9 protein-coding genes and 1 riboswitch are annotated in these 16,090 nt (G+C 72.7%); of the genes, 2 read left to right on the top strand and 7 right to left on the bottom strand.

From position 1 onward, the window contains the following. Positions 1–157: 157 nt before the first annotated feature. The 5 genes from pulA to AW16_RS0108675 form a co-directional block, all read right to left on the bottom strand. Complete coding sequence (gene pulA, locus AW16_RS17675; protein WP_051681801.1) at positions 158–7,057, bottom strand: pullulanase-type alpha-1,6-glucosidase; 6,900 nt, start codon at positions 7,055–7,057, stop codon at positions 158–160. A 362-nt stretch (positions 7,058–7,419) separates the two neighbouring features. Beyond that, positions 7,420–8,088 (bottom strand): GNAT family N-acetyltransferase, encoded by a 669-nt coding sequence (locus AW16_RS0108690; protein WP_029289695.1) that lies wholly within the window; start codon positions 8,086–8,088, stop codon positions 7,420–7,422. Positions 8,089–8,213: 125 nt separating this feature from the next. Further along, positions 8,214–9,206, bottom strand: a complete 993-nt coding sequence (locus AW16_RS0108685) for a malate dehydrogenase (RefSeq protein ID WP_029289694.1) — start codon at positions 9,204–9,206, stop codon at positions 8,214–8,216. 51 nt (positions 9,207–9,257) lie between these two features. After that, positions 9,258–9,704 (bottom strand): SRPBCC family protein, encoded by a 447-nt coding sequence (locus AW16_RS0108680; protein WP_029289693.1) that lies wholly within the window; start codon positions 9,702–9,704, stop codon positions 9,258–9,260. Positions 9,705–9,835: 131 nt separating this feature from the next. Then, a complete protein-coding gene (locus AW16_RS0108675) occupies positions 9,836–11,053 on the bottom strand; it encodes an NADP-dependent isocitrate dehydrogenase (protein WP_029289692.1) in 1,218 nt (405 codons plus the stop codon). Between the two features lie 288 nt (positions 11,054–11,341). On the opposite strand from AW16_RS0108675, the gene AW16_RS17050 reads away from it, so the two are divergent. Continuing rightward, positions 11,342–12,322, top strand: a complete 981-nt coding sequence (locus tag AW16_RS17050; RefSeq protein WP_029289691.1) for an MIP family channel protein — start codon at positions 11,342–11,344, stop codon at positions 12,320–12,322. 87 nt (positions 12,323–12,409) lie between these two features. Here the strand turns inward: AW16_RS17050 and AW16_RS18070 are convergent, their stop codons facing one another. Then, complete coding sequence (locus AW16_RS18070; RefSeq protein ID WP_231495988.1) at positions 12,410–12,877, bottom strand: DUF3017 domain-containing protein; 468 nt, start codon at positions 12,875–12,877, stop codon at positions 12,410–12,412. Between the two features lie 87 nt (positions 12,878–12,964). Between AW16_RS18070 and AW16_RS0108660 the strand changes: the two genes are divergently transcribed. Continuing rightward, positions 12,965–14,227, top strand: coding sequence for an FAD-dependent oxidoreductase (locus tag AW16_RS0108660; protein WP_051681807.1), 1,263 nt, complete (start codon positions 12,965–12,967; stop codon positions 14,225–14,227). 46 nt (positions 14,228–14,273) lie between these two features. On the opposite strand, the gene purH is transcribed toward AW16_RS0108660, so the two are convergent. Continuing rightward, entirely contained in the window at positions 14,274–15,908 is a 1,635-nt protein-coding gene (purH, locus tag AW16_RS0108655) for a bifunctional phosphoribosylaminoimidazolecarboxamide formyltransferase/IMP cyclohydrolase (protein ID WP_029289688.1), read from the bottom strand. A gap of 71 nt (positions 15,909–15,979) precedes the next feature. Beyond that, a riboswitch (ZMP/ZTP riboswitch) is annotated at positions 15,980–16,065 on the bottom strand. Positions 16,066–16,090: the final 25 nt, after the last annotated feature.

Below are 16,090 nucleotides of genomic sequence, written 5' to 3'. Positions count from 1 at the left end.
AGAGGGTGCGCTCCCCACGGGGAGCGCACCCTCTCGCCGTCCCCGGCCCCAGGCGCAGAGCCGGTGCGCGGAGCCGGGGCGCGCAACGCGACGGACCGGGTGGGATCTGGCTCGCGGTACGAGCCAGATCCCACCCGGTCCCGGGGGTGCTACGTCGTCAGGAGCGGCGGCGGCGTGCCGCTGCCAGGACGACGAGGCCTGCGAGCAGGAGCGTCGCCGCGACCGCTGCCAGGCCCGGGGAGAACCCGGTCGCACCCAGCTGCGCGTCCGCCGCGACGACCCGCAGCGCCGCGGAGCCCTCGATGCCCGAGCTCAGCCCGCGGACCTCGATCGTGTGCGCACCCAGAGCCGTCTCGGTCGGGATGGTCACGATCGCGTCGACCGCACCCGACGAGGACGCCGTCGCCCCGAGCAGCAGCACCGGCGTCGAGTGCAGCCACACCTGCACGCGCTCGCCCGCCGTGAAGCCCGTACCCCGCACGTGCACCGTGCCGCCGGCGCGCACCGTTCCCGCCGAGAGGCGCACGTGCGCCGACCCGTGGTGGCCGCCCGGCTTCGGGGTCGCGGTCGGTTTCGGGGTCGCGGTCGGCTTCGGGCTCTGCGTGGGCTTCGGCGAGTGCGTCGGCTTCGGCGTCGCCGTGTGCGTCGCGGTCGGCGTCGGGGTCGGGGTCGTCGTCGCCTGCGGGTCGACGAGCACCGCGACCGTGCGAGCCGGCACCGTCACGGTCCCGGTCGCCGCGTCCCAGGTGGTGCGTCGCACGACGTCGTCGGCCCCGTCCTGCTGCACCGGCGACAGCTCGTAGCCCCGTCCGGCGAGCGCAGCGACCTTCTGCGTCGTCGTCGTCGTTCCCGCGTTGAAGACGACGAGCGCGCCGTCGAGGGCCGGGTCCGCGTCGGCACCCACCGTGTCGTCGATGCTCATCACGACGACACCCGGCGTCGCCTTCGTGCCGCTGCCCGGGAAAGTGACCTTCTGCTCGATCGCCTTGGCGGTGCCGAGCCGGAACAGCCGGGTCGAGGTCCGCAGCCGCAGCAGGTCCTGCGCCTGCGCGCTCGCCTGCGCGACCTGCGCCGCGGTCGGCTTGAGCGACGCGTCCTGCAGGAGCGGCCTCATGTAGTCCCACTTCGCCTGGTTGTCGCCGGCCGGGGGCAGGCCGTGGCCGAAGCCGTTGTCGGCCCCCGTCCAGTCGATCGCGTTGAACCAGTCGCCCGAGTCGTAGCTGTTCCGGTCGAGCGACTTGCTGCGCAGCATGTCGGCACCCGCGTGCCAGAACGACGGGGTCTGCGCGAGCGCGGTCGTCGCGAGCGACAGGGTGTTCATGCGGATGCGGTCGCTCATCGACGTCGCCTGCGGGAGCTTCTCCGTGAGGGCGTCCCACAGCGTCTCGTTGTCGTGCGCGTCGACGTAGGAGATCACCTCGTCTGGCTCGTCGGCGTAGCCCGCCGGCTGGCCGTTGTAGTCGATCTCGCTGCCCTTGCGGACCGTCCCGTCGCTCGTCGTGAACGAGAAGTCCTTGAGGTTCCCGGCGAGGCCCAGCCGCACGAGGTCGGCGTTGTGCTCGACGCCCGAGAGCTGCTGCTCGGTGGTGCCGTTGGCGGCCGACGAGTTCGGGTCGGTGTACTGCCCGGAGCCGAAGCCCTGCACGCGCGGGTCCTCGTCGAACGGTCCGCCGCCGCGCACGGCGTCGCGCAGCCGGTCGCTGAACGTCCCGATGCCGGTGCCGCCGAGGTTGCCCTGACGCGCCTGGGTGAACAGCGCGTCGTCGGCCACCTCGCCGAAGTTCCAGCCCTCGCCGTACAGGTAGACCTTCTTCCCGTCGACACCGTCCTTCGCGGGCGTGAGCGCGTCGAGCGCCGCCCGGACGTCGAGCAGGTTCTGCTTCGAGGCGTGGCCCATGAGGTCGAAGCGGAAGCCGTCGACCTTGTACTCCTTGGCCCACAGCACCACCGAGTCGACCATGAGCTTGCCCGCGAGCGCGTGCTCGGTCGCGACGTTCTGGCAGCACGTGCTGGTCTGCACCGTGCCGTTCGCGTCGAGCCGGTGGTAGTAGCCGGGCACCACCTTGTCGAGCACCGACGTGGCACCCTGGCCCGACTCCGAGGTGTGGTTGAACACCTGGTCGAGGACCACCTGCAGGCCGGTCGCGTGCAGCGAGCCGACCATCGTGCGGAACTCGCTCACGCGCGCGGCGCCGTCGGCGTCGACCGCGTAGGAGCCCTCGGGCGCCTGGTAGTGGTACGGGTCGTACCCCCAGTTGAAGCCGTCCTTCGCCGCGACCTTCGCGACGCACGCCTGCTGCTCGCTCGACGCCGGGCCGTAGGAGTCCAGGTCGCAGTCGGGCGCCTGCTGCTTGCTGCGGTCCTCCTCGATCGAGGAGATGTCGAACGTCGGCAGCAGGTGCACGGTGTTCAGGCCGGCCTGCGCGAGCGCGCGCAGGTGCTTCATGCCGTCGCTGTCCCGCGCGAACGCGAGGTACGTGCCGCGCTCGGCCGCGGGGACCGTCTGGTCCTTGATCGAGAAGTCCCGCACGTGCAGCTCGTAGATCGATCGGTCGACGGCCTTCTCGACGACGGGCTGCGCGGTGTCCTTCCAGACGCCGGGCTGGGTCGTCGGGTCGTCGAGGTCGACGACGACCGAACGCATCGAGTCCTGCGTGAGCGCGATCGAGTACGGGTCGGTGACGTCGTTCTCCTCGACACGGTCCGTGCTCGGGACGTACACGGTGACGGCGTACAGGTAGCGCGCGCCCTTCCATGCCTTCGTGCCGGTGACGCGCCAGACGCCGTCGGAGCCGCGGGTCGTCTGCACGCGCTCGGTGCTCGTGCCGGTCTCGACCAGGACGTCCACGTCCTGCGCCGTCGGGGCCCATAGTGCGAGCGTCGGGACGCCGTGCGACCACGTGATGCCGAGGTCGGCCTTCTTCGCCGCCGTCGCGTATAGGTCGTCGACGACTCCGGGCACCTGCACCCCGGTCCAGGCGGCCGGCCCGTCCGACGAGCGCTCGAGCACCCGCAGCTCGCCCTCGAGCAGCTCGGCCGCACGGGACCCGTCGACGTGCAGCGCGACGTACCCGGTCAGGGCCGGGAACTGCTTCGTCACCGACGCCGGCAGCCCCGCCGGGTCGTACGTGAGCGCGACCTCGTCGCCGCCGGTCACCTGGCCGTCGTCGAGCGCGAGCCCGCCGGTCGCGGAGTGGTGCAGCGTCCACGTGAGGTCGGCCGGGTCGGCGCCCTCGGGCAGCAGGTCGCGAGGCCACGCGAGCGTGTCCTTCGTGACCCAGTGCGCGCGGGACTGGCCCGTGCCCGGCAGCGGCGGGTCGGCGACGGTCACCGTCAGCACGTGCGTGCTCGAGTCGAACGAGAACAGCACCTGCTTGCCGGTCGACGCGGAGAACGGGATGTTCGCACCGCCCGCGACGCCGTCGGCGCCCCAGTTGAGGTCCCAGCTGCCCTGCGTGGTCTTGACCTCGTAGGCGCCGGTCGGCAGCGCGCTCGTCGAGAACGTGTAGGTGCCGTCGCCGTCGGGGTCCTGCAGCCACGCCGCGAGGCAGGCGGGCTGCCAGTCGCCGGTGCAGCCGAGCTCGGACTGGAAGCTGCCCGCGAGCGTGTAGATCGGCCCCTGCGCGCTCGACGTGAACGCGTGCGTGCGCGGGTCGTACACGAACGTCACGTCCGTCTGCTTCGTCAGCGAGTACGTGACGTTGTCACCGCCGCGCACGCCGCCGGCGCCGTAGTTCTCGTCCCACGAGCCGCCGATCGCGACCTTGTACTCGTAGTCGCCCGCAGGCAGCGTGAACGTGCCCGAGTAGACCCCGCCGGGCTGGAGCGCGAGCTGCGCCTGCGTGCAGTCGGGCTGCCAGTCGGCCGAGCAGCCCATCTCGGAGTTGTGGCTGCCGGGGACGGTCACGACGAGGTCACCGGTGCCGGGCTCGGTCGGCTGACCGGCCTCGATGCTCAGCACACCGATCGAGGTGTCGAGGCTGAACGTCGCCGTCGGCGTCTCCGCGGTGACCGAGAAGGCGACGTTCTGGCCGCCCGCCGTCCCGTAGCTCGTGTCCCACGACAGGTCCTTGATCGCCTTGGCCTCGTAGTCGCCCGCGGGGATCGCCGACGTCGTGTACGTCCACACCCCGTCGCCGTCGGGGTCGGTCAGCAGGTTGGTCAGGCACGTGCTGCTCCAGTCGCCCTCGCAGCCGAGCGCCTTCTGGAAGCTGCCCGCCACGGTGTAGACGGCGCCGGCCGCGTCGTTGGTGACCAGGTGCGTGTGCGGGTCGTACCAGAACGTCACCTTCCGGTCCGGGTCGGTGACCGTGTAGGAGATGTTGCCGCTCGGCGAGTTCTTCACGCCGTCGACGCCGTAGTTCTCGTTCCACCCGCCGTTCTCGTCGCCCGCGGCCTCGTGGAACGCGGCACCGATCGCGGCCTTGTACTGGTACGTGCCGGCGGGCAGCGAGAAGGAGGCCGAGTACAGGCCGTTCGGCTGCAGTGCCAGCTCGGCCGCCGAGCACGTGGGCTGCCAGTCGGCCGAGCAGCCCATCTCGCTGTTGTGGTCACCCGGGACGGTGACCTTGCTCGCGGCGTCGGCCTCGACCGGCGTGCCGCCGCCGTAGCCGTCGCCGACCGTCGCGAAGCTCGTCGCGACCGACCGGTTGCCCGACGCGTCGACGACGACCGCGCGGTACTCGACGAGCGAGCCCGCCGCGAGACCGCTCGTCGTGTGGAACACGCGCGGGCTGCCGGTGTCGGACGTGCCGAGCACCGTCCAGTCGTCGGCGCCGGCGACGCGGTAGGAGAACGTCGTCTCGGCGTAGGCCTGCTCGCCGAGCGTCACGGACACGGGCTGCAGCGCCTTCACCGGCTGCCCCGCCGTCTGGTCGAACGTCGCGGAGATCGCGTCGGTCCGCGTCGGCAGCGCGCTCGTCGCCCTGTAGACCACCGCGGACAGCGCCGGGACCTGCAGCGTCACGTCGCCGTCGGCCGTCACGGAGCCCGTCGCGCCGTACAGCGCGTCGAACGTCGCGTGCGGGCTGAGCGGCGAGAACGTCGCGCTCTTCGCGGTGGTCGCGTTGTTCACGGCGACGAGGTACTCGACCTTCTGGTCGCGGTCGACGCGCGAGAACGCGTACACGCCCGTGCCGTCGGCGGTGTACTGCTCGACCTGCGCACCGTCCGCGAGCGCGGGGTTGTCCTTGCGCAGCGCACCGAGCCTCGCGATCGCCTTGTACAGCGTGCCGCTCGTCGAGAAGTGGTCGTCGGAGCCCATCACGGTGCCGTCGACGAGCTTCTGCTTCGCGTAGTCGTCGACCTGGGTGCCGAACATCGACTGGCGCGCGTCCTTGTCCCCGCCCGTGCCGGCGAACCCCTGCTCGTCGCCGTAGTAGACGACCGGCTGGCCGCGCGTGAGGAACATGAGCTGGTGGGCGAGCACGTCGCGCTGCTCGGTGTCGCTCTTGCCTGCCAGGAAGTAGCCGATGCGACCCATGTCGTGGTTGCCGAGGAACGTCGGCAGCGCGTACGCGCTCGAGTCGGGCATCGTGTAGTAGTCGTCGCTCGCGTACAGGCCGGACAGGCTCTTGGCCGATCCCCCGCCCGCGTACCCGGACGCCGCGGACTGGAACGCGAAGTCGAGCACCGAGCTCATGTCCGTCTGGCGCACGTACGGGCTCGTCTTGGTCGCGTCGGCGTCGTACACCTCGCCGAACATGAAGAAGTCGTCCTTGCCCTTCGCGTGCGCATGGTCCATGACCTGCGCGGTCCAGGACTGCCAGAACTCCATGTTCACGTGCTTGACCGTGTCGATGCGGAAGCCGTCGATTCCGAGGTCGACCCAGCGCTCGAAGATCTTGGCCATGCCGTCGACGACGGTCTTGTTCTCGGTCATGAGGTCGTCGAGGTTGCCGAAGTCGCCGAGCGTCGCGGACTCACCGGCGTAGGTCGAGTTCCCGCGGTTGTGGTACAGCGTCGGGTCGTTGAGCCACGCCGGGACCTTGACGTCCTTCTCGTCGTCGGGGACCACCGGCGTGTAGGGGAACGAGGTCTTCGCGTCCAGCTTCGGGAACGTGGTGCCGACGACGTCCGAGAGTCTGAAGGCCTCCCCGTCGGCGTCCTTGTACGGCTGGTCCGCCTCGGAGACGTACGGGTACGGGTAGTCGCCCGCCTTCGGCGCCTGCTCGTACTGGATGACGTCGGCCGTGTGGTTCGCGATGACGTCGAAGTAGACCTTCATGCCCTTGGCGTGGGCGTCGGCGATGAGGCCCGACAGCTCGTCCATCGAGCCGTAGTGCGGGTCGATCGTCGTGAAGTCGGTGACCCAGTACCCGTGGTACCCGGCGGACTCGTCGTCGGTGCCGACGCCCTGCACGTACTTGTTCTTGAACGACGGCGTCAACCAGATCGCCGTGGTCCCGAGGCCCTTGACGTAGTCCAGCTTCGAGCGCAGTCCCGCGATGTCACCGCCCTCGTAGAAGCCCTTGTCGGTCGGGTCGTAGCCCGTGACGTCACGGCTGCCGGTGACCCCGCCTCGGTCGTTCGAGGTGTCGCCGTTCGCGAAGCGGTCGGTCATGGCGAAGTAGAACTGGTTGCCTGATCCCGGCTCGCGCACGGGCGCCTTCGCGACCGGGTCGGCCTCGGCGTCGGCCTGCAGGTCGAGCGGGGTGAGCGACGTGCGGCCGGTCGAGAGGTCGAAGTCGACCGCGAGGCGTGTGCTCCCCGCGACGACGAGCGGGATGTTCGCCGTGTCCGCCGCGCTCCCGCCGCCGAAGCCGTACGCCTTGTCCCACGAGTGGTTCGCGACGACCTTGAGCTCGTAGCTGCCGGCGGGCAGCGTGATGGTCGTCGCGTAGTGCCCGTCGCTGCCGTCCACCGGCGCGAGGTCGCCGTCCGTGCAGGTGGGCGACCAGTCGGCGGCGCAGCCGATCTCGGTCTGCAGGCTCCCGACGAGCGTGTAGGTGTCGGGGGCCGCGACCGCCTGCTGCTGGGCGGCGACGGCGCCGGCCAACGCGAGCGTGACGGCGGCGAGCGCCGAGAGCGGGCGGCGGGCACGGGCGAGAGCGGACATGCGACGACTCCTTCGTCACCGCGCGGGGGGCGCGGGCATGTGGGCTGCACACCCGCGGCACCTGGGGTCGGCGCGCGGGCTGCTCCGACGACGACCTCGTCGACGGGTTGTCGGCACCGTACTCGTTTGCGGCAACTTGCAGCAAGTGTTTGCGGTTGCGCACGGGCGCTCGTGCCTACGCCATGGCGTGCCGGATCAGCGGACCTTGTGACAGGAGTCGACTCGTGAGGCGCGATCGGGTCGGCAGGCGTGTGCGTGCGTCACAGGTGCCGCTGATCGAGACGCTGCTGGCGCGCGCACGGGGCGCGCAGGCGCGTGGCGGGCTCGGTCTCGGACTCGGACTGGAGCGGGGCCCGGCCGGGTCAGGCGGCGGACGCCACCGCGGGGCGCGCCATCGGGAAGATCCACGGGCCGTCAGCCGCGAGCGGCACGCGCTCGTGGACCAGGGCGTAGCCCAACGCCGCGTAGTACGCGACGTTCAGCGGCTTCGTCGTCTCCAGGTAGCCCGGGTCGCTGTGCTCGTCGACCGCGGCGAACACGTGCTGCATGAGCAGCTTGCCGCGCCCCTCGAGCTGCAGGTCCGGGCGGACGCCCAGGGCCTCGACGTACCAGGAGTCCGAGGGCACGCCACCCGACGTGAGGTCCCCGAACTTCATGAGCCGCACCGCATGCGTGCGAGTGCGCACCGCGAGGCCGAGGATGCGCCCGGCCTGACGCCACCAGCGACCGGTCGTCATCGGGTACGTGCCGGGCGCGTAGAGCGCGGCCACACCGGTGATCTGTCCGTCGAGCCTCGTCGCGAACACCGTGCCATGACGCAGCGCGTCCGCGAGGGTCATCCGGTACAGCGCGCGCAGCTCCTTCTCGCGCCGGCGGTCCACGGGGAAGATGTGCCGGAACCCCGGGTCGTCGGCCAGCGCAGCGGCGAGCACGCGCGCGGCAGCGGGGCGGTCACGCGGGTCCAGGCGCACGACCACGTCGGGCGGTGCGGGCCGGGCCCGACCGCCGGAGGGTGCCGGCGACGAGGACATGGGCCAATCGTGACCCGGACGCACGTCCAGTCGCAACTCGGACACGCATCGCCGCTGGTGGAAGCACCAGCACGGCCGCTCCCGGAGGAACATGCCCGGACCGACGCGCCCGGACGGACGAGGCGTCAGGCGAGTCCGAGCGCCCGCACCGCGTCGCGCTCCTCGACGAGCTCGGCGACGGACGCGTCGATCCGCTCCCGCGAGAAGTCGTCGACCTCGAGGTCGGGGACGATGCGCCAGCCCGAGCCGTCCGAGGTCACCGGGAACGACGAGACGAGCCCCTCGGGCACGCCGTACGACCCGTCCGACACGACGCCGGCCGACGTCCAGTCGTCCGTCGGCGTGCCCGTGACCCACGAGAACACGTGGTCGATCGCCGCGTTCGCCGCCGACGCGGCGCTCGACGCCCCGCGGGCCTCGATGATCGCGGCTCCCCGCTTGGCGACGGTCGGGACGAAGACGTCGCGCACCCACGCCTCGTCGTCGACGACCTCGAGCGCAGGACGGCCACCGACCGTGGCGTGCGACAGGTCGGGGTACTGCGTCGCCGAGTGGTTGCCCCAGATCGTCACGCGCTCGATGTCCGTGACCGCCGCACCCGTGCGCGCCGCGAGCTGTGCGACCGCGCGGTTGTGGTCGAGGCGCGTCATCGCGGTGAACCGGTCCGCGGGCACGTCGGGGGCCGCCGAGCGTGCGATGAAGGCGTTGGTGTTGGCGGGGTTGCCCACGACGAGCACGCGCACGTCGTCGGCCGCACCCGCGTTGATCGCCGCGCCCTGCGGGCCGAAGATGCCGCCGTTCGCGCTCAGCAGGTCGCCGCGCTCCATCCCGGCCGTCCGGGGGCGTGCGCCGACGAGCAGCGCGACGTTCGCGCCGTCGAACGCCGCCGTCGCGTCGTCGTGGATGTCGACGCCGGCGAGCAGCGGGAACGCGCAGTCGTCGAGCTCCATCGCCGTGCCCTCGGCCGCCTTCACCGCCTGCGGGACCTCGAGCAGGCGCAGCCGCACGGGCACGTCCGGACCGAGCAGGTGGCCCGACGCGATCCGGAACAGCAGCGCGTAGCCGATCTGGCCGGCCGCACCGGTGACGGTGACGTTGACGGGCTGGGTCGCGGGCATCTCGCTCCTTCGCTCGGCGCCGCCGGGGTCGCCCCGGCGGCTACCGGCACGCTACCCGCGCTCCGCGTACGTCGCGACGCCGTCCAGCGACGCCTGCCAGTTCGCGGCGAACTGCTCGGCCTGCTCGGCGCTGTCGTTGCCGTCCTGCTCCAGCACCACGCGCGTGCCGTCGTCCTCGGGCGTGAGGGTGTAGGTGATGGTGTGCGTCGCGTGGGTCGTCGTCTCACCGCCCGCCGTGGACGTCTCCTGGGTCACGACGAGGCGCGTCGGCCGCTCGACGGCCACGACCGTGCCGCTGTCCTCGAACTGCTTGCCCTCCCACTCCCCGGCCCACGTCACCGTGCTGCCGGGCTGCCAGTCGCTCGTGACCGTCGCGCCGAACATGATGTCCTCGTCGGTGCCCGAGAACGTCAGCGCGTCGAACACGGCGTCCGGGCTCGCGTGCACGAGCTTCTCGGCGCGGGCGACGTGGTCGGTGGTGGGCTTCTCGTCTGGCACGGCGTGCTCCCTTCGTCGAATCCCCATGCTCACGCGGGCACACCCGCGCCGCCACCGGGCGCCGACCCCGAACGCGCGGACGGCGCCCTCCCCGTGGTGGGAAGGACGCCGTCCGTGCGACGTGCCGAGGCTCAGGCCAGGCGTGCCGCGAGGTTCTCGTCGAGGGCCGCGAGGAAGTCCTCGGTGGTCAGCCACTCCTGGTCCGGGCCGACGAGCAGCGCGAGGTCCTTGGTCATCTTGCCGCTCTCGACCGTCGTGACGACGACGTCCTCGAGCGTCTCCGCGAACTGCACGACCTCGGGCGTCTGGTCCAGCTTGCCGCGGTGCTTGAGGCCACCGGTCCACGCGAAGATCGACGCGATCGGGTTGGTCGACGTCGGCTTGCCGGCCTGGTGCTGGCGGTAGTGGCGCGTCACCGTGCCGTGCGCCGCCTCGGCCTCGACCGTCGTGCCGTCGGGCGTCATGAGCACCGACGTCATGAGGCCGAGCGAGCCGAAGCCCTGCGCGACCGTGTCGGACTGGACGTCGCCGTCGTAGTTCTTGCACGCCCAGACGTAGCCGCCCTCCCACTTCATCGCGGCGGCGACCATGTCGTCGATCAGGCGGTGCTCGTAGGTGAGACCGGCCTCGGCGAACGCGGCCGCGAACTCGGCGTCGAACACCTCCTGGAAGATGTCCTTGAACGCACCGTCGTACGCCTTGAGGATCGTGTTCTTGGTCGACAGGTACACGGGGTAGCCGCGCTGCAGGCCGTAGGCGAACGAGGCGCGCGCGAAGTCGCGGATCGACTCGTTGAAGTTGTACATGCCCATCGCGACGCCGCCCGCCTCGGGGTACGTCACGACCTCCTGCACGAGCGGCTCGGAGCCGTCGGCCGGGGTGTAGGTCAGCGTGAGCGTGCCGGCGCCGGGGACCTTGAAGTTGGTCGCCTTGTACTGGTCGCCGTGCGCATGACGGCCGATGATGATCGGCTTGTTCCAGCCCGGCACCAGGCGCGGGATGTTGCTGATGATGATCGGCTCGCGGAACACCACGCCGCCGAGGATGTTGCGGATCGTGCCGTTGGGCGAGACCCACATCTTCTTGAGCCCGAACTCCTCGACGCGCGCCTCGTCGGGCGTGATCGTCGCGCACTTGACGCCGACGCCGTGCTCCTTGATGGCGTGCGCCGCGTCGATCGTCACCTGGTCGTCGGTGGCGTCGCGGTTCTGGATCGACAGGTCGTAGTACCGCAGGTCGATGTCGAGGTACGGGTGGATCAGGCGGTCCTTGATGAACTGCCAGATGATGCGCGTCATCTCGTCGCCGTCGAGCTCGACGACCGGACCGACGACCTTGATCTTCGCCATGCGGGGGTCTCCTGTGCTGTGGTTGGACGGGTTCGCGCGGCGCACGAGGTCCTGCACCACCGCGGCGTCCCGCGCCAAGATTACTCGACGTCGAGAGATCTGCCGAAGCCGGGGAGCTCGTGAAGCGCGTCACGCGTGCCCGCATGGCGGGACGCCGACCCAGAGCGGTGACTCTCACGGGTTGGCCTGGCATGCTGGCAGGCGTTCCCACCGGGTGCGACACGCGGCCACGCCGCGCGCACGCACCGGCGGAGCCGTTCCCACGAGCCCTCGAAGGACAGGACCCGCATGTCCCAGAACCCCGACCAGACCCCGGACGCACCGCAGGAGGACGCGGCGACGACGCCGGCCCCGGACGCGCCTGCCGCCCCGACGGAGCAGATCGCCCCGCCCACCGAGGTCGACGCGTACTACGTGCCCGCGGGCACCGCGATCGTCGCCGGCCCCAGCCTGGCCGCGCGCCTCGGCGCGGAGGCGTTCGGCACGTTCTTCCTCGTCCTCGCCGGCCTCGGGATCGCGCTGTACGCGAGCCTCGGCTCGCTCGGCGGCGGTGCCCTCGGCGTCGCGCTCGGCTTCGGCATCGCCGTCGCCGCGAGCGCCGCGGCCGTCGGCCACGTCTCGGGCGGCCACTTCAACCCCGCGGTGACGATCGGCGCGGCCGTCGCCGGCCGCACGCCGTGGAAGGACGTCGTGCCCTACTGGGTCGCGCAGCTCGTCGGTGGTGCGATCGGTGCCGCCGTCATCTTCATCGCGATCCCGTCGGCGCTGCCCGCGCTCATCGACACGACCGGCAAGGCGACCTCGCGCACGTTCTTCAGCGGCGTCGCGAACGGCTTCGGCGCGCACTCGCCGATCTCGGCGGCCTCGCAGGGCCAGGCCGAGTTCACGCTGGTCGCCGCGCTCATCGTCGAGCTCGTCGCCACGGCCGTGTTCGTCGGCGTGATCCTCGGCGTGACCGACCGTCGCGCCAACACGAAGGTCGCGCCCTTCGCGATCGGTCTGACGCTCTCGGTCGTCATCCTCGTCGCGATGCCCGTCACCAACGCCTCGATCAACCCGGCCCGTTCCACGGCCGCCGCGATCTTCGCGTCCGCGTGGGCGTGGAAGCAGCTGTGGGTGTTCTGGCTCGCACCGGTCGTCGGTGCGGCGCTCGCCGGCCTCGTCTACCGCGCGTTCGCGGCCGAGCCCGTCGAGGACAACCTCCTGCAGGAGGAGGACGTGTACGTCACCGACGAGGACGTCGTGGTCGTCGACGAGCACAAGGCCTGACGCCTGCCGGTCCCCGGACCGGATCTCGGACGCCCGGTCCCCCGCGGGGGCCGGGCGTCCGTGCGTCCGGGGGCGGCCCGGTCGGGGTCAGGAGAGGTTGCCGGGCAGCAGCCCCGCGAGAGCCGCGATGCTCGCCGCGAGCACCGTCAGGACCGTGACGTCGATCGGCTTGGCGCGCACGGAGAGCGCGACCGGTCCGGGCTGTGGCAGCACGACGCGGACCACCGCGCACACGGCGAGGGCCACCGCGAGCGTGTACGCGCCGGCACGCGTGCCGACGACGAGGGACACGACGACGGCGACGACGATCGCGGCGCTGGTCCACCACAACGAGGGGTTGCGCCCCGCCTGCAACGACGCGCGGCGGATCGCGCGCGGGTCGAGCTCCTGCGGGTCGAGCTCGGGAGCTGCGGCGGAGCCGGTGGCCGCGTCGGACGGGCTCTCGGGCGCCTGCTCGGAGGCTCGCTCCCCCGACGACTGCGCCGCCGGGTCGTCCGGCCCGTCGTGCACGTCGTCACCCGCCGGCATCCGGCCCTCCGCGTTCGTCACAGCCACCTGCGTGCCTCACCGCCGCTCCTCGGGCATCTCGGGCACCCTCCGTGGGGAGGGGCGCCCCTCCCGGCGGAGACTACCGTGTGGTCGGTGAGCCACCCGAGCGACGCCTCGCGCGACCCGCGCCGCGTCGTCGTCGTCGGCGCGGGCCTGGCCGCCACGCAGACCGTCGCCGCGCTGCGTGAGCGTGGGTTCGACGGCCACGTCACCGTCCTGGGCGACGAGGGGCGCGCGCCGTACGACCGTCCGCCGCTGTCCAAGCACCTCCTCGATCGCCGCGAGCCCGCGTGGCTGGCCGACGAGCTGGGTGCGGACCTCATGAGCCTCGCCGACGACGTGCGCCTCGCGCTCCCCGCGCACGGTCTGCGGGCCGACGACGCCGCGGCGACGGTCGCGACCCGTGCCGGTGACGTGACCGCGGACGTCGTGGTGGTCGCGAGCGGGGCGCGCCCGCGCAGGCCTGCCGACTGGTCGGACGCGCTGGTCCTGCACACCGCCGCGGACGCCGACGTGCTGCGCGCACGGCTGCGTCCGGGCACGCGGCTCGTGGTCGTCGGGGCCGGCTGGATCGGGGCGGAGGTCGCGGGTGTCGCCGCAGCTGCGGGCGTGGAGGTGACGGTGCTCGAGGCGGGCCCGGCCCCGTTGTCCGGCGCCCTGGGCGTCACCGTGGGTGGCCTGCTGGCGCCCGCGTTCGCGCACGCCGGGGTCCGGCTCGTCACGTCGGCGCAGGTCGTGGACGTGCGCGGCGACGGCGTGGACGTCGTCGGGCCCGCCGGGCGCGAGCGGATCGGGGCGGACGTCGTGCTCGCCGCGGTCGGCGCCGGCCCCGCGACGGACTGGCTGGGTGACGCGCTGCCGCGCGAGCGCTCGGGCGCGCTGCGCGTCGACGAGACGTACCGGGTGCTCGGTGCGGCACGGACCGTGCGCGCGGTCGGCGACGTCGCGCTGCGGCGCTCGCACCGGCACGGCTGGGTCCCACCGGGGCACTGGGACGGCGCGCTGCGCGGACCCGTGGCGCTCGTCGACGACCTGCTCGGCGTCCCCGGCGCTCCCGCGGACCCCGCGCCCTACGTCTTCTCGACGCAGCTCGGCCACGAGCTGACGCTGTTCGGCCTGCCCGGCACCGACGACGACGTCGTGCTGCGCGGCACGCCCGGCGGGACCGACGGCTGGACCGCGCTGTGGTGGCGGCCGGGCACCGACGTGCTCACCGCGACCCTCACGGTGGACCGGCCGCGCGACGTCGCTGCCGCCCGGCGACTCTTCGGCGCGACCGACCTGCCGCGGCTCGACCCCGCCCTCGCGGCCGACGCGGGGACCCCGCTGCGCTCCGCCCTGCGCGACCAGCCGTGACCGGGCGCGCGGGCGGAGCGGGACGGGATGGGCCCCGGCGGCCGGCTCAGTGCGCGAAGTGGCGCGTGCCGGTGAGGTAGAGCGTCACGCCGGCCTCGCGGGCGGCCGCGACGACCTCCTCGTCGCGCACCGAGCCGCCGGGCTGCACGACCGCGCGCACACCCGCGTCGAGCAGCACCTGCAGGCCGTCTGCGAACGGGAAGAACGCGTCCGACGCCGCGACCGCACCGCGCGCACGCTCGACGTCGCCCGTGTTCGCGCGCTCGACCGCGAGGCGGCACGAGTCGACGCGGTTGACCTGGCCCATGCCGACGCCGACCGACGCGCCGCCGGAGGCGAGCAGGATCGCGTTGGACTTGACCGCGCGCACGGCCCGCCACGCGAACGCGAGGTCGGCGAGCGTGGCCTCGTCGGCCGCGTCGCCCGTCGCGAGCGTCCAGGTCGTCGGGTCGTCGCCCGCGGCGTCGATGCGGTCCGCCTGCTGCACGAGCAGCCCGCCCGAGACCGGCCGGCGCTCGAGCCCCGCCGCGACGCCGGACACCCGCAGGAGCCGGATGTTCTTCTTCTGCGTGAGGATCTCGACGGCCTCCGGATCGAACTCCGGAGCGACGACCACCTCGGTGAAGACCGGTGCGATCTGCGCCGCTGCCGCCGCCGTGAGCGGACGGTTGGTGGCGATGACGCCGCCGAAGGCCGAGACCGGGTCGCACGCGTGCGCCTTCGCGTGCGCGTCGGCGACGTCGTCGCCCACCGCGATGCCGCACGGGTTGGCGTGCTTGATGATCGCGACCGCGGGCTCGTCGTGGTCGTGCGCCGCGCGCCACGCCGCGTCGGCGTCGACGTAGTTGTTGTAGCTCATGGCCTTGCCGTGCAGCTGCGTGGCACCGGCCAGCCCGCGCCCGGCGACGCCGTCCGCGTCGAGGTACAGCGCGGCGGACTGGTGCGGGTTCTCGCCGTAGCGGAGCACCTCGTCGCGGGTCCAGGTGGCGCCGACGACGGCCGGGAAGCCCGTCTCGGCCGCGGTCTCGTCGGGTGCGAGCTGCGCCGCGAACCAGCCCGCGACCGCCTGGTCGTACTCGGCGGTGTGCGCGAACGCGCGGCCGGCGAGCGCGCGGCGCTGCGCGAGCGTGAAGCCGCCGTCCGCGAGCGCCGTGGCGACCTCGCCGTACGCGGCGGGGTCGACCACGACCGCGAGCGACGCGTGGTTCTTGGCTGCGGCCCGGACCATCGCGGGACCGCCGATGTCGATGAGCTCGACGCACTCGTCGGGACCGGCGCCCGAGGCCACGGTCGCGGAGAACGGGTACAGGTTGCCGACGAGCAGGTCGAACGGCTCGATGCCCAGCTCGGCGAGCTGTGCCACGTGCTCGGGGCGGCGGACGTCGGCGAGCAGGCCGGCGTGCACGCGCGGGTGCAGCGTCTTGACCCGCCCGTCGAGGCACTCGGGGAAGCCGGTCAGCTCCTCGACCCGGGTCACGGGGACGCCCGCGGACTCGATGGTCGAGGCGGTCGTGCCGGTCGAGACCAGCTCGACGCCGGCGGCGTGCAGGGCCGTCGCGAGCTCGGCGAGGCCCGTCTTGTCGTAGACGCTGAGCAGCGCTCGACGCAGCGGGCGGCGCGAGGCGGGGTCGGTGGGGTCACCGGTGAACGAGACGAGGGTGCTGGGGTGCGCGGCGGTCATGACCACTCCTGTCGGCGCGTGCCGGTTCGGCACGACAGGCCGGCCTGGGCCGGCCCGGGACGGGCAACGGACCCAGGCGCCCAGGCGGGCGGCGCACTGCAGGGCACTGCGGCCGCTCCCCGGTGGTTGCCCACCCTCGCCAGTCACGACCGCGTGCGAGTCTAGCCCCGCGCGGGGTAGCT

It is taken from the genome of Cellulomonas sp. HZM, assembly GCF_000708885.1.
Lineage (GTDB): Bacteria > Actinomycetota > Actinomycetes > Actinomycetales > Cellulomonadaceae > Cellulomonas.
Note: the sequence above shows the minus strand (reverse complement) of the source record. Positions and strands in the feature narration are given on the sequence as shown.

Bases quoted from the DNA above. Each gene is read 5' to 3' on its own strand.
- AW16_RS0108675 (WP_029289692.1), bottom strand. From the start codon at position 11,053: ATGGCGAAGATCAAGGTCGTCGGTCCGGTCGTCGAGCTCGACGGCGAC.
- purH (WP_029289688.1), bottom strand. From the start codon at position 15,908: ATGACCGCCGCGCACCCCAGCACCCTCGTCTCGTTCACCGGTGACCCC.
- pulA (WP_051681801.1), bottom strand. From the start codon at position 7,057: ATGTCCGCTCTCGCCCGTGCCCGCCGCCCGCTCTCGGCGCTCGCCGCC.
- AW16_RS0108685 (WP_029289694.1), bottom strand. From the start codon at position 9,206: ATGCCCGCGACCCAGCCCGTCAACGTCACCGTCACCGGTGCGGCCGGC.
- AW16_RS0108690 (WP_029289695.1), bottom strand. From the start codon at position 8,088: ATGTCCTCGTCGCCGGCACCCTCCGGCGGTCGGGCCCGGCCCGCACCG.
- AW16_RS17050 (WP_029289691.1), top strand. From the start codon at position 11,342: ATGTCCCAGAACCCCGACCAGACCCCGGACGCACCGCAGGAGGACGCG.